At 47.3% G+C, this 14424-nt stretch carries 11 protein-coding genes; all 11 read left to right on the top strand.

The features are described from left to right. The first annotated feature begins 76 nt into the window (after positions 1–76). The 11 genes from PIL01S_RS11195 to PIL01S_RS11145 all read left to right on the top strand — a co-directional run bounded on the left by PIL01S_RS11195 (position 77) and on the right by PIL01S_RS11145 (position 14145). Positions 77–2509 (top strand): S9 family peptidase, encoded by a 2433-nt coding sequence (locus PIL01S_RS11195; RefSeq protein ID WP_127537602.1) that lies wholly within the window; start codon positions 77–79, stop codon positions 2507–2509. Positions 2510–2791: 282 nt separating this feature from the next. Next, on the top strand, positions 2792–4384 hold the full coding sequence (locus PIL01S_RS11190) for an MFS transporter (protein WP_127537601.1): 1593 nt from the start codon (positions 2792–2794) through the stop codon (positions 4382–4384). A 257-nt stretch (positions 4385–4641) separates the two neighbouring features. Beyond that, on the top strand, positions 4642–5676 hold the full coding sequence (locus PIL01S_RS11185; RefSeq protein WP_127537600.1) for an LCP family protein: 1035 nt from the start codon (positions 4642–4644) through the stop codon (positions 5674–5676). 175 nt (positions 5677–5851) lie between these two features. Further along, positions 5852–6277 carry a CBS domain-containing protein gene (locus PIL01S_RS11180; RefSeq protein ID WP_127537599.1) on the top strand — a complete coding sequence of 142 codons (426 nt, stop codon included), beginning with the start codon at positions 5852–5854 and terminating at the stop codon, positions 6275–6277. Between the two features lie 184 nt (positions 6278–6461). Beyond that, positions 6462–6764: a MazG-like family protein gene (locus PIL01S_RS11175; RefSeq protein ID WP_095290575.1), complete on the top strand. Its 303-nt coding sequence runs from the start codon at positions 6462–6464 to the stop codon at positions 6762–6764. Positions 6765–6769: 5 nt separating this feature from the next. Further along, a complete protein-coding gene (locus PIL01S_RS11170; protein ID WP_127537598.1) occupies positions 6770–7681 on the top strand; it encodes a DUF2232 domain-containing protein in 912 nt (303 codons plus the stop codon). A gap of 11 nt (positions 7682–7692) precedes the next feature. Beyond that, on the top strand, positions 7693–9681 hold the full coding sequence (locus PIL01S_RS11165) for a DHH family phosphoesterase (RefSeq protein ID WP_127537597.1): 1989 nt from the start codon (positions 7693–7695) through the stop codon (positions 9679–9681). Then, entirely contained in the window at positions 9678–10121 is a 444-nt protein-coding gene (gene rplI / locus PIL01S_RS11160; protein ID WP_095290578.1) for a 50S ribosomal protein L9, read from the top strand. The genes PIL01S_RS11165 and rplI overlap by 4 nt, the downstream gene beginning before the upstream one ends. Position 10122: 1 nt before the next feature. Further along, complete coding sequence (dnaB, locus tag PIL01S_RS11155) at positions 10123–11484, top strand: replicative DNA helicase (RefSeq protein ID WP_095290580.1); 1362 nt, start codon at positions 10123–10125, stop codon at positions 11482–11484. 441 nt (positions 11485–11925) lie between these two features. Further along, positions 11926–13212, top strand: coding sequence for an adenylosuccinate synthase (locus PIL01S_RS11150; protein WP_127537596.1), 1287 nt, complete (start codon positions 11926–11928; stop codon positions 13210–13212). 171 nt (positions 13213–13383) lie between these two features. Further along, positions 13384–14145 (top strand): hypothetical protein, encoded by a 762-nt coding sequence (locus PIL01S_RS11145; RefSeq protein WP_127537595.1) that lies wholly within the window; start codon positions 13384–13386, stop codon positions 14143–14145. Positions 14146–14424: the final 279 nt, after the last annotated feature.

Here is a 14424-nt window from a genome sequence, read left to right as displayed (position 1 = left end):
TATGGATTATCATGGTAAAATGATTTACGAATAATTCCAAATTATTCTGTAATTCACTTATAAGGGGGACTTAATATTGAACGCAATTAGCAAGAAGGTATATGCTGTAACGCTAACCATGGCCATGTCGATTGCTCTGATTCAGCCTGCAGTTCTGGCAGCCGAAGCAAGCAAGCCTACAGCAGCCGTTGCTGAAGCCATAACTTCGAAGGCAGCACAGACGCTCCAGCAACTGGGATACATAGATGGTACAACAGATGGAATGCAACAAACACAGACACCGATAACACGTGCTCAAGCAGCAATTATCTTACAACGTGTACTTAAGCTGGATACACCTGCTTCTCTTACAGGCTTCGCTGATGTTCTGGCTCAAGATGAAGCCGCACCAGCCATCTATGCATTGAAGCAGAGTGGTCTCATTCAGGGACAAGCCAAAGGCTATGCACCGGATGCACCCCTTACGCGAGCACAGATGGCCTCATTATTTACCCGTGCATTTGAGTTGAAGGATAACGGAATTCAGGTCGTATACAGTGATATGAAACAGATTCCCGCAGTGCATGCCGAGGATGCGGTCCGCCTCAAGCAGCATTTTATCATTGAAGGCACTGCGTTTAATGCCAAGGGTACAGTAACTCATGGTGAATTTGCCGAAGCATTGTATCTGGCACTAGGGCTTGATGTAGCAGCGGAGGGTCTTACACCATTAGAGGATTTCTTCAAGCAGCCTGCTCAGGCTGGATTCCAGATGTCACCGGACGGCAAACATATGGCGTATCTGGAACCGTGGAATAACCGTATGAACGTTGTGGTTAAGGAAAATGACGGTACAGGCAAGCCAATCCGGATTACAAGTGAAACCGATCGCAATATTGCTGCCTTTGTATGGGCTACCGATGACAAATTGCTCTATGTGAAGGATGAAGCCGGGGACGAGAATTATCATATTTATGTTACGGATATTGATGGGAAAAACAGCAAGGATCTTACCCCATACCCCAATACAAGAGCCATGTTGGTTGATCCACTGGAGAGCATTCCAGATGAAATTTTGGTGGGCATGAATAAACGTGATCCTCGGATCTTTGATGTATACCGCATCAACATTAAGACAGGCGAAGCTGTGCTTGCTGCTGAGAATCCAGGTAATATCTCGGGCTGGTTAACAGATCACGAAGGTAAGATTCGTGTAGCCGTATCCAGTGATGGCAACGTATCCTCGTTAATGTATCGTGATTCGGAGGATAAACCGTTTGAGCCATTGCTAACCACAGAGCTAGGAGAGACGTTTGTTCCACTGATGTTCACCTATGACAACAAAAATATCTATGTTGCGTCCAACCTGGATCGGGATAAAACAGCTATCGTGGAATTTAGCCCGAGCACCAAGAAGGTAACTAGAACCATTTATGAAAACAAAGATGTGGATGTAACCAGCTTCGTACCTTCGAAAGAGAAGGGGACAATTCTTGCAGCAGTTTATGAGACAGACAAGGTAAACTATGAATTCTTCGATGACGAGTTCAAAAAATTAATGCAGGATCTTCAATCCAAAGTGCCCGGCAAGGAAGTTAGCATTTCCAACATGAGCGAAGAAGGTCAGGTCCTATTCGCCGCTTATAGTGACAAGTCGATGGGCACCTATTATTTCTACGACTCGAAGACAGGCAAGCTGGATAAACTGGCTGATGCTGCACCATGGATTGATGAGAGCAAAATGTCGGATATGAAACCTGTGACCTATACGTCACGTGATGGTTTAACCCTTCATGGCTATCTGACACTACCTAACGGGGCGGAAGCTTCCGGGCTACCACTCGTTGTTGTCCCGCACGGCGGTCCATGGGCTCGTGACTCATGGGGCTTCAGTCCGGAAATCCAGTTCCTTGCCAGCCGCGGGTATGCTGTACTGCAGGTGAACTTCCGTGGCTCCACCGGGTATGGCAAAGCGTTCCTGGATGCAGGAAACAAAGAGTGGGGCAAAGCGATGCAGAACGATCTTACGGATGGCGTAAACTGGCTGGTGAAAGAAGGGACAGTTGATCCAGAACGTGTAGCCATTTATGGAGGATCTTATGGAGGTTACGCAGCGCTAGCCGGACTGGCATTCACGCCGGACGTGTATGCTGCCGGAATTAGCTATGTGGGACCTTCCAATCTGTTCACCCTGCTGGATTCCCTTCCACCCTATTGGGAGTCTGAGCGGAACATGTTCTATGAGCGCATGGGTGATCCGGTGAAAGACAAGGAGCTGCTGACCGCAGCCTCACCATTGTTCCATATCGATCAGATGAAGGCACCGTTATTTGTCGTACAGGGTGCGAATGATCCGCGGGTTAAACAGGCAGAGTCTGATCAGATCGTGGAAGCACTGCGCGAACGTGGTGTGGATGTACCTTACATGTTAAAAGCGAACGAAGGTCATGGTTTCGCTAATGTTGAGAATCAGCTTGATCTGTATCGAGCCATTGAGAAATTCCTCAATCGTCACCTGATGCAGGAATAGTGTACATCCAAGTTATTTGTTTCGCTAAATTAAGCAGCCATAGGTAATCTTTATAAGGCGGCGAGCTGTCCCTCAGGTTAGATTCAAACACAATCTGGGGGCAGCTTTTTTTCATTAAAATTATGCTAATAACCAGTGTAAATTCATATTAATGAATTGACATATGAAATCCGTTTGTTTTAAAATGACCAGTGAGTCATTAATGTTCTATTTTGTTTAATATATATGTAACATCCCGGCATATGCTGGGCAATTGTGATCTGATCGGGGAGGTAAGTAGAGATGCAAAAACAAATGAAATGGCCGCTCATTTTATTTGCGATAGGGGTATTCATGGCTGCACTCGATAATGGTATTATCACGTCATCGCTGACGACGCTAAATGCTTCATTTGGAGTATCTCCGACGTGGGGAGCATGGACAATTACTCTCTATACGCTTGGTCTTGCGGTGAGTGTACCGATTGCAGGGAAGCTGTCGGACCGTTATGGCCGCAAAAAGCTGTTTTTAATTGAAGTCGCATTGTTCGGCATAGGTTCATTGCTTGTCGCAATGAGTCCATCATTTACCTTCTTCCTGGTTGCGCGTGTCATTCAGGCGCTGGGTGGTGGCGGGATCTTTATCATTGCCAGTTCGTATGTGCTGAGCAAGTTTCCCGCTGAACGTCAGGGAACAGCCTTGGGTTTGCTTGGAGGCATGAATGGTGTGGCTGCCATTCTGGGACCGAACATTGGTGCTTTTATTTTGGATATTACGGGAAACTGGCACTGGTTATTCCTCATTAATGTACCGATAGCAATCCTCTTATTTATCGCGGGCATTCGATTCATCCATGAAGAACAGGAGCTAAACCGTGCTGCTGTGGACTGGAGTGGTATTGCTGTTCTCACACTCGGGGTACTGAGTTTGATGTACAGCTTCAGTAATCTGGACGGTGTAGATATGCTGCAGAGCCTCGGTTCTCCGATGTTCTATGGTTTCTTCCTGGCAGGTGTGGTTATTCTGGTGCTCTTTTACTTTTTGGAAAAAAGGCTGGAAGGCTCACAACGTGAACCTGTCGTATCTACTCAACTTCTTGGCATTGCGTCCTTTCGGTGGACGCTGCTGATTGCCTTTTTCTCGGGAGCGATTCTGGCATCCGTAATCTTCATTCCAGGCTTCGTGGAGCAATATCTGGGTGTATCCAGTACGGCTTCAGGTTATTGGTTTACCCCGCTTGCCTTGGCATCAGGAATTGGCGCAGGTGGTGGTGGTTACCTGGTTGACCGCAAAGGACCGATCTGGACCTTATCCGTCGCTGGTTTGCTGTCTGCCATTGGATTCTTGCTATTCCCGCTATGGGTAGAGCATATCTGGCAGTTTGTGATTGCGAGTGTACTTGTGGGGATCGGTTTCGGCATGATGCTGGGGGCGCCGGTAAACGTGCTCGTCACGGAACAGGCTGGTGAGAACAACAAGGGCATTGCCGTGGCAACCAGTTCCTTATTCCGCCAAATGGCAATGGCCATTGCACCTACCATCTTCGCAGGATTTCTCGCCCGCTCGTTCTCCAATTTGGGCTCCAATATTCAGACAGGTCTTGCGGATCAGGGAATCCAGGTTCCTCCAGAAGTGCTTCAACAATATGCCTCAGGAGCAGGCGGAGCATCGGGAAGCGATGTGGCGAGTCTGACGGAAGGATTGTCCCAAATTCCCGACCCGGGTATTCGGGATGTGCTGCTCCAAGCCGTTCATCAAACGACCGGTCAAGGTTACAACGGGCTGTTCTGGTCTGCCGTTATTTTCAGTATACTGACCCTGGCAGCTGCCCTGATCACTGGACGTTTGCGTACACGAGAGAAAAACAAACGTGTGAATACAGTATCCACCAATTGACCTTATAGAATAGATATACGTATAATTTGAAGAGAACAGCCTAACCTTTGAACGAACCAAAAGGAAGTGCTGTTCTTTTCAATTTAACCGTATTGTAACTTTTCGTCCTGTAGCAATGTTTAAAATAGAACGAGCGTGAGCGTTGTTCCTGTCCAAGATAAAGAAAAGTTCAGAGAGCACCGTGTCATAAGCAGTTTCAGACGTTTAATGATATGTAGTATCGAATTTCATTTTGACAGTGAAGAAGGAATCGATGAATGAAAAGCAGAACTAAAGAAAAGAAGAAGAAAAGAAGAAAAGGCATATATATAACTCTCGTGTCGCTCGTTGTTTTGTTGATTGGCGGGTATTTGTTTCGCCAGCAGCTTGCTGTAGCTGCATTTGACCTGTTCCTGGCAGGCTCTGTAGAGGGCCAATTGTCCAAATCGTATGTTCCGCAGGAGGGAAATAAAACGCCTGACCCAACCGTCTATCGCAAAGAGCCGTTTTCGGTGCTGCTGCTTGGTTCTGACAAACGTGCGTACGAGAAAACGCGTGGTCGCTCGGATACGGTCATTTATGCCGTGGTCAGACCGAAGGAATCACGTGTATTGCTCGTATCCATCCCCCGTGATACTTATGTACAGATTGTTGGACGTGATGCCAACAAGGATGGCGTAGATGATTACGACAAGCTTGCGCATGCCTACGCTTTCGGAGGGGAGAATATGTCCATCAATACGGTGGAGAAGTTTCTGGATGCGGATGTAGGCTACTATGCAACGATCAATTTTGACGGAATCAAAAAGGTCGTGGATGCGCTTGGTGGGGTGAAGCTGCCGATTGAAGAGGATATCGTGAACAAGGATCCGAATCACGTACAATTCACGATTGAAGGCGGCAAGCCGATCTATGATGGTCAGGAAGCCCTGTATTATGTAAGATACCGTGAGGATAGTGATTTTAATCGTACCAAACGGCAGCAGATTTTCCTGAACGCCATGGCAAACGAAATGCTGAGTTTGAATCAGATTACGAAAATCCCGGAATTGATTCAGATTATGGGAGAGAACTTCCAGACAGACATGCAGCCATCATTTATTACTGATCTGGCCAAACAGGTCATGACCCAGGATAAACCGCAAATCTCGAGCTTCACCATTCTCGGCGAAGGAATGCGCAAAGACGGTATTTATTATGGTCAGGCGGATGAGAAGGATGTCCAATATGCCAAAGAGCTGATTAACAACTGGATGGATGAATCGACCCCAGCCGGTGAAGTCATGGTTCCAGACCGGCAAGCGATCGACTAATGAATTCCATACAGACCTTGTTTATGACTACAATCAGCAGTACGTTAATGAGCGGGCTGCTGATTTTTTTCATTGGAGGGCGATTTCAACCTTTTGGAACATCTTGCGTTTTGATCCGTATAATATAAGTTGAGGCGTAACTTGAAGTAGAAATACAAGGAGGATACGTAAGGGTATGAACATCGCATTTTTTTTGCTGCCTAAGCAAGAGGTTACCTGTGTAACGTCGGATTCTACTCTGCGGCAAACGTTGGAACGGATGGAATATCACCGGTTTACGGCGGTACCCATTTTGAATAAGGAAGGCAAATATATAGGCACGGTCACTGAAGGCGATCTATTGTGGTATATGAAAAACGCTGAGGGAAAGATTACATTTGAAAACGCTTCAAAATTTCTGCTCAAAGATGTACCTCTTCGCCTCGATATTAAGCCAGTATCCATTGATGCCAATATGGAAGACCTGATCAATCTGGCCAAGGTACAGAACTTTGTGCCTGTGGTCGATGATATGGAACGTTTTATTGGTATTGTGCGGCGCAGTCAGATCATTGAATACTGTGAAGGCATTGTTGCCAAAGAGTCCATGAAAGCCAAGTAAGAAATCATTAATTGAAATTAAGCTTCAGTGAACGCGGATAATCAGAGCCTCTCAGTATCATGTTAAGCATTAGGAAGCATAAGAAGCGCGGGCATTTTCCTGCCATGGGGGATGATTTTGTGGACCCCCTTTTTATGCTATAATGGAGAATAAAGCTTTTTCGGGGAGAGTGACTTTCGCCAATATGCCTAAAGAACTGGATGTAGCCAAACGCGCTAAAGTGATTGAATGGCTGAAAACCGAAGTACTTGACCAGGTATCCCGATTGTTTAAAGCGTTATGGGAAGGCAGTACCTCCCGCATCGGGGACAGTCTCGCCAGTCTGATGATGAGTAGTTACATATTGGGCCGCAGGCTCGGTATTCCTTTCAAGGATCTGGATGCATTGTTAATTGAGAAGTTGAGAAAGCACAAATCGGAAGGTCACCAGCTTGAAGACTGGTACCAGGATATATCCGCGCTAGAAGATCATATGCGTAAGAGGTGAATTTGTTGAAATTTAGCTTGAAGTCAGCCGTCTGGAGCGCAGTATACCTGCTCTTGCTGCTTTCGCTGTTAACTCCTTTATCGGTTCTCGCCATATTTTTCATGATGGTACCCGGAGTTATTTTGTATGCTTCCTTATCTGTAAAATCATTTATATGGCACCTTGTTCCGGTAGCGGTCATATTAGTCTTGTTTCATCCGATCTATTTATTACTGCTGCTGCTATTCACCCTGCCTGCGATCATTATGGGTAATGCCTATAAGAAAAGGAAATCGGCCTTGTTCGCATTATTGGCAGGAACCGGAGCCATGCTGGCAGAATACCTGCTGCTCTTGCTGATTGGAAGTGTCATCTTCCAATTCGATCTGTCGAGTTATATTGATGATGTGGTGAGACTTACAATTGAACCACTAACGAATACGTCTAATCAAATGGTAAATGGCTTTGCGTGGACACCTGAAATGACTCAGGATGTCGCAAGGCAGACACAACTCATGATTCCGTTCGCTTTGGTTGTGACATCCATGGTGATGTCGCTTATCACACACGTGATTGCTCGTCCTATTCTGAATGTGATGGGTGTATCCGTATCGAAGCTGCCACCAGCGCGCGAATGGCGTATGCCTCGTGCTCTGATCTGGTATTACTTCCTGGCACTGCTCTTCGAGGTCATCTCCAGACAGAGCGATGGGACATACTGGACCATGATTGCGATGAACTTGTCGCCTTTGATTAATCTGGGCTTCATGATTCAAGCCATCGGTTTCTTCTTCTTCCTGGCACATGCGAAGAAGTGGAACCCGGTTATACCGTATTTGCTGGCGGTTGCGGTCTTCTTCATTGGGCCGCTTCGGATTATCGGGATTATCGATCTGGCGTTCCCGCTTCGCGAGGCAATATCGAGACCAAAACGTTAGGGTGATGAGTCATGCCTAAATTTCTGAAGAAACGCTGGCACGGCTACTATACCGTATGGGCGTTCATACTGCTGCTTCTGCTTGTTATGTTCGTGACCATCTATAACTGGGCGCTTGGTTTGATTAGTCTGATACTGGCTTCAGCGCTGGGAATCGTCATGATTAAGGCGGAGATGGCGTTCCGCCGCGAGCTTAACGACTACATTAACGGCCTGTCTATTCGGATCAAACGAATGGAGGGCGAAGCAATCAGCATGCTTCCATTCGGGATCGTGCTGTACAGCGAGGATCGTACGGTAGAGTGGCACAACCGTTTCGTTGGGGAGATGTTTCAGGAAAAGACGATGGTGGGCAATCCACTGCTTAACCTTTTCCCGAAGCTGCCTCAGCCGAAAGAAAAAAAGGATGGAACCAAAGAACCGGCCAAGGAACTTCATGATGAGTTCCAGTTGGATGACCGGTTCTATGGCGTTATTCATAATCCGCAGGAGCGGTATGTATATGTTTACGAGATTACGGAGCTTGCCATACTGCGCGATAAATATGAGAATGAACGCATTGCACTGGGTATTCTGGTATTGGATAACCTGGACGAGGCAGCACAGGGAATGGACGATCAGCAGCGTACTGCGCTTATTGCGCGGGTAACAAGCGAGATTACATCCTGGGCGAAGAGATATGAAGTTTACTTACGCCGTCTCTCTTCCGACCGCTATCTGATGATGCTGAATCATAAATCGCTGCAGGAGCTCGAACAGAGCCGTTTCGTCATTCTGGATGAAGTGCGAGAGATGACGGCGGATCTTAAAGTTCCGATGACACTCAGTATTGGACTCGCATTTGGTTCGGATACGATCAGTGAGATGGGTGAACTGGCACAGTCCAGTTTGGATATGGCGCTTGGACGCGGCGGGGATCAGGCTGCTGTGAAGTCCGGACAACGCTTGTCCTTCTACGGCGGAAAATCCAATGCTGTGGAGAAACGTACACGGGTCAGAGCCCGGGTAATTGCCCATGCCTTGCGTGATTTGATGCAGGAGAGCGATCGAGTGCTGATCATGGGTCACAAGATGCCCGACATGGATGCAATCGGAGCTTCAATCGGCGTGTGGAAGGCAGCAAGCTTATACAATGTAGAAGCAAGAATCGTCCTGGATGGAATCAACCCATCCATCGAACGATTAATGGAGCAGGTGAACAAGGATGAGAAATTGTCCAAAGCCTTCGTCTCACCTGAACAAGCGACACAAATGATGACGGAGCATACGTTGCTCGTGGTGGTGGATACCCATAAGGCATCGATGACGATGGAACCGAAGCTTGTGCAATCGGCCAATCGCGTCGTGGTGGTGGATCACCACCGCCGCGGAGAGGAATTTATTAACGATGCGGTATTAATCTATCTGGAGCCATATGCTTCTTCGGCTGCGGAGCTTGTGACTGAGCTCCTGCAATATATTCATGACAAGGTACAATTCACTCCGCTTGAAGCAACGGCCCTGCTGGCCGGGATTACGCTGGATACAAAGCATTTTGCACTGCATACAGGTTCGAGGACATTCGAAGCCGCAGGTTTCCTGCGCCGCAGTGGTGCAGACACCATTATGATCCAGCGTCTCATGAAAGAGGATTTGTCAGAATATATTGCTAAGGCAGAAATCATAAAGCATGCTAAAATGGTATACGGGAATATTGCGCTGGCGGTCACGGATCCCGGCAGCAAGATTTCACAGATGATGATTGCCCAGGTGGCAGACACATTGCTGAATATGACGGATGTGGTCGCTTCATTTGTTATTAGTGAGCGTCCGGATGGACTGATTGGCATCAGTGCAAGGTCACTGGGCCGCATGAATGTTCAGGTCGTCATGGAAAGACTTGGCGGTGGCGGACATTTGACGAATGCTGCCGTGCAATTGGAAGGAACGCTTGGAGAGGCAGAAAAACGGCTGATGAACGTACTGGCTGAAATCGAAAAGGAAGAGGGGCTGTTCGAATGAAAGTCATTTTTATAAAAGATGTAAAAGGTCAAGGGAAAAAAGGACAAGTGAAGGAAGTATCCGAGGGATACGCACAGAATTTCCTTCTGCCACGGGGAATGGCACGCTTGGCAACAGACGGTAACATGAAGACGCTGGATAACCAGAATGCAGCGGAGGAAAGACGCAAGCAGGAAGAGAAGGCTGAAGCGGAAGTACTCGGCAAAAAGCTGGAAGCAGAAGTAACTGAACTGAAAGCAAAATCCGGCGAAGGCGGCCGATTGTTCGGTGCAATTACAAGCAAACAAATCGCTGAAGCTTTGGCTGCAAAAGGTCTGAAAGTCGACAAACGCAAAATTGAGCTGGACGAGCCTATTCGCACACTCGGCGTAACGCAAGTAACCGTCAAGGTTCACCCTGAAGTGAAAGCTACCTTGAAGGTACAGGTAACGGAGGAGTAAGATGGGCGGCGAAATGTTATTCGACCGGATTCCCCCACAGAACCTGGAAGCCGAACAGGCTGTGCTGGGTGCAATCCTGTTACAGGGCGAGGCCCTGATTACAGCGATGGAACGGGTGCAAACCGAGGATTTCTATGATAAGCCCCATCAATTGATATTTGAAGCGATGATCCAGCTTGGAGAGGAAAATCAACCGATTGACCTTGTCACGCTGACTTCGCGTCTAAAGGATAAAGGCGAGCTGGAGGACATTGGCGGCGTTAGCTATCTAGCGAAGCTGGCTCATGGTGTGCCTACGGCTGCCAACGTGGATTACTACGCACAGATTATTGAAGAAAAATCAATGCTGCGGCGCTTGATCCGTACAGCTACGCAGATTGTTAGTGAAGGCTATACGGGCGGTGAAGACGTTGCTGCGATGCTCGGTGAAGCAGAGCGGCGCATTTTGGAGATTTCCAACCGACGTTCCAGCAGCGGTTTTATCGCCATTCAGGATGTACTGATGGAAGTGTTCGACAAAGTCGAGACGCTGCATCAGAACCGGGGAACCACAACAGGCATTCCGTCCGGATTTATCGATCTCGACAAGATGACTGCCGGATTCCAGCGTAGTGACTTGATTATTGTAGCTGCGCGTCCTTCGGTAGGTAAGACAGCCTTTGCCTTGAATATCGCTCAGAATGTTGGCATTCGGGCGCAAGAGACGGTAGCCATCTTCAGTCTGGAGATGTCAGCCGCGCAGCTGGTACAGCGTATGATCTGTGCGGAAGCCAATCTAGATGCAGGGGTTCTTCGTACCGGTGAATTCAAAGGTGATGAGGACTGGCAAAAGCTGACGATGGGGATCGCTGCATTAAACGAAGCAGAGATCTATATCGATGATACACCAGGGATTACGGTAGCCGATATTCGTGCCAAATGCCGTCGTCTCAAAAAAGAAAAAGGTCTTGGCATGATTCTGATCGACTACCTCCAGCTGATCAGCGGCCGCGGTAAAGCGGGCGAGAACCGTCAGCAGGAAGTATCAGAGATCTCGCGTACACTGAAACAGATTGGCCGGGAACTTGAAGTTCCGGTTATTGCCTTGTCCCAGCTGAGCCGGGGTGTAGAGCAGCGTCAGGATAAACGTCCGATGATGAGTGACTTGCGGGAATCGGGTTCGATCGAGCAAGATGCCGATATCGTAGCCTTCCTGTACCGGGATGACTACTATAACCAGGAGACCGAGAAGAAAAATATTATCGAGATTATTATCGCCAAGCAGCGTAATGGTCCGGTAGGTACGGTTGAGCTGGTGTTCCTCAAAAACTTCAATAAGTTCGTTAACTATGAGCGGGCACATAATGATGCCTTTGCGATGTAGATGATAGTTACGTTATCTTTTTCTAGATAATAGAGAAGATTCTGTGCTCATCAACTACTAGTTAATATGGACTTATAAATAGATTCCTAATACGATATGTAGAGCCTTAATTCTATCGTGCAATTAAACCGGGGTTAGCCGTCAAGCTAGTTTTGACAGGCAGCCCCGGTTTTTTGCGAGGGAATATGGGGTTAATTCCGAACATTAAACTAGTGCGATTACCAATTGTTCGCCATTTCATTTGACTTTGAAATAGGGGACTGGTACACTAGAATTGCTGCGTTAAAGCAGCGAAAACCTTCCTTGATATGTAACACGAGGGGGATTTTCACTGTCCGTTAGCACGCTTCTCCGCCGGTATTTTCACTTCGAATTCCTGCCGAGATAGAGGACGGACAGACCAATACAAAGGTGCGCAAGGCACCCACGGAGGTATGTACGATGTCAACGGTAGTTGTAGTGGGAACGCAATGGGGAGACGAAGGTAAAGGTAAGATTACGGATTATTTGGCTGAAAGCGCAGACGTGGTCGCTCGTTACCAAGGTGGTAACAACGCAGGACATACGATTCTGATCGACAACAAAAAATATAAACTGACGATGATTCCATCGGGCATTTTCTACACGGATAAAGCTTGTGTCATTGGTAATGGCATGGTTATCAACCCGAAGGCACTTATTGAAGAAATTAACTATATTCATGATAATGATTTTACGACTAAAAACCTGTTCATCAGTGAACGCGCACATATCATCCTGCCATACCACATGGTTCTGGATGCACTGGAAGAAGAGAGCAAAGGTCCAAACAAGATTGGTACAACTGGTAAAGGGATTGGTCCAGCTTACATGGATAAATCAGCTCGGATCGGTATTCGGATGGTTGACCTGCTTGATGCGGAAGAGTTCGAACTGAAATTGCGTCATCTGGTAAAAGAGAAGAACCGTGTGATCGAGCAAGTCTACGGCGGTCAGCCAGTAGATGTAGAAGAAATTCTGAAAGATTATCTGGGATATGCAGAAATCCTGCGTCCATACGTGCGTGATACATCCGTTGTACTCAACGATTCCATTGATGAGAACAAAAAAGTATTGTTTGAAGGTGCACAAGGTGTGATGTTGGACCTTGACCAAGGAACGTATCCTTATGTAACTTCATCCAACCCTTCTGCAGGCGGTGTATGTATTGGTTCCGGCGTTGGTCCTGCTCGCATTCAGCAGGTCATCGGAGTAGCTAAAGCCTACACCACACGTGTAGGAGATGGCCCATTCCCTACGGAGCTGCATGATGCAGTTGGTGATCAGATCCGTGAGACTGGACATGAGTATGGTACCGTAACCGGACGTCCGCGTCGTGTGGGGTGGTTCGACAGTGTTGTCGTGCGTCACGCTCGTCGTGTCAGCGGCATTACAGGACTGTCCCTGAACTCTCTGGATGTGATGACAGGTCTTGAAACGGTGAAAATCTGCACAGGATACAAATACCGTGGAGAGATCATCACACACTACCCAGCCAGTCTGAAAATGCTGGCCGAATGTGAAGCGGTATACGAAGAGATGCCAGGCTGGAGCGAGGATATCACGGGAGCGAAGAAACTGGAAGATCTGCCTGTGAATACACAGAACTATGTGAAACGTGTTTCCGAGCTGACAGGTATTCCAATTGCAATCTTCTCCGTAGGTCGTAACCGTGAGCAAACGAATCAAGTTCTTCCAATCTACGTATAATTAAGTTGAATCAGAGCCCCCAGTTGTCGCCCCATAAGCGATGACTGGGGTTTTTCGCATATCTCCTGATATAATCCCGAGATTTCCGTCAATACTGAATAACAGTAGAATCACAGACCTGATGTGCTGACTGCCACAGACAGGTTGGATAATCGGAGGAGGAGAACAGGGATGAAGTTGCTTCAATGGTTTGCCAAAATCGTACTTACCGTCATGCTGGTTAGTTCATTGACCTTACTGACAACCGGATTAATTGTACAGTCGTATGTGAAATCGCTGCTGGCGAGTTTTAATATTGAGTGGGAAGGTCAACCGCTGGGGTTAACATCCATGTTCCAGGGTGCACTCGGTGGTAAGGCGAGCGAGGAGAACAAACCGGGAGCAGGAACAACGGATCAGCCGACTGGTGCTGAAGAAGAACAAGTTCCAGAGGACGCCATATCGGTCATGGAGAATGGAACAGATCAACCGGAGACAAGCACTGACAATGGTTCTGGCAATACAGGGAATGGGTCAGATAAAACCGACCAGACGGCTTCAATCGGTGGAGGCGAGAGCAGCAACGGTGACACTGGCAGCATAGACACAGACCCCAATAAGGCTCCAGAAGGCGCTGCGGGAAGTGGAAACGGGACAGCAGCTGGCAATGGTACGGCTGGAACGTCTGGTAACTCTGCTGGTTCAGGTAATGATGATATTGTCGTATCACCAGATGATATTACGGGAACAAAGGACAAGCTGCCTCTGGAGGAAAAAGAGAAGATCTTCAGTCTGCTGATGGCAAAGCTTCCCCAAAATGAAATGCAGCAGATCTCGGGCGCGATGGAAGATGGCCTGACCGAACAGGAATTACGTGATATTGAACAGGTGATATCGAAATATCTGACGAGTGAGGAATACGATAATCTTATGGAAGTGCTTCAGGCTGAATAAGTAATAGATTACAAATACGCATGAGGCGTATAGAGCTTGACGTAACTATGAATTCAGGAATTCATTCTTCAAGGCCTGAGAGCAACCGAGAAATATAGTAGGATAGCATATTCAATTCATACAAGCATCCCTTGTCTGAGATCATCAGGCGAGGGATTTTTTGATTGTGCTTTTATGAAAATAATTTCGCATTATTGTGGGTCTTAGAACCTAGTCTTAAAACTAGACCGAAACTACATAGTATACCTGAACGTGAGGCATAATGGGTAAGAATATTCG

It is taken from the genome of Paenibacillus illinoisensis NBRC 15959 (assembly GCF_004000925.1).
In the GTDB taxonomy this organism is placed as follows: Bacteria; Bacillota; Bacilli; order Paenibacillales; family Paenibacillaceae; genus Paenibacillus; species Paenibacillus illinoisensis.
This window is presented reverse-complemented; position numbering and strand designations above follow the sequence as displayed.

What these genes read in the sequence shown, in the direction of transcription:
- dnaB (WP_095290580.1), top strand. Translation starts at nt 10,123, where the DNA reads ATGGGCGGCGAAATGTTATTCGACCGGATTCCCCCACAGAACCTGGAA.
- PIL01S_RS11145 (WP_127537595.1), top strand. Translation starts at nt 13,384, where the DNA reads ATGAAGTTGCTTCAATGGTTTGCCAAAATCGTACTTACCGTCATGCTG.
- PIL01S_RS11185 (WP_127537600.1), top strand. Translation starts at nt 4,642, where the DNA reads ATGAAAAGCAGAACTAAAGAAAAGAAGAAGAAAAGAAGAAAAGGCATA.
- rplI (WP_095290578.1), top strand. Translation starts at nt 9,678, where the DNA reads ATGAAAGTCATTTTTATAAAAGATGTAAAAGGTCAAGGGAAAAAAGGA.
- PIL01S_RS11180 (WP_127537599.1), top strand. Translation starts at nt 5,852, where the DNA reads ATGAACATCGCATTTTTTTTGCTGCCTAAGCAAGAGGTTACCTGTGTA.
- PIL01S_RS11150 (WP_127537596.1), top strand. Translation starts at nt 11,926, where the DNA reads ATGTCAACGGTAGTTGTAGTGGGAACGCAATGGGGAGACGAAGGTAAA.
- PIL01S_RS11190 (WP_127537601.1), top strand. Translation starts at nt 2,792, where the DNA reads ATGCAAAAACAAATGAAATGGCCGCTCATTTTATTTGCGATAGGGGTA.
- PIL01S_RS11175 (WP_095290575.1), top strand. Translation starts at nt 6,462, where the DNA reads ATGCCTAAAGAACTGGATGTAGCCAAACGCGCTAAAGTGATTGAATGG.
- PIL01S_RS11165 (WP_127537597.1), top strand. Translation starts at nt 7,693, where the DNA reads ATGCCTAAATTTCTGAAGAAACGCTGGCACGGCTACTATACCGTATGG.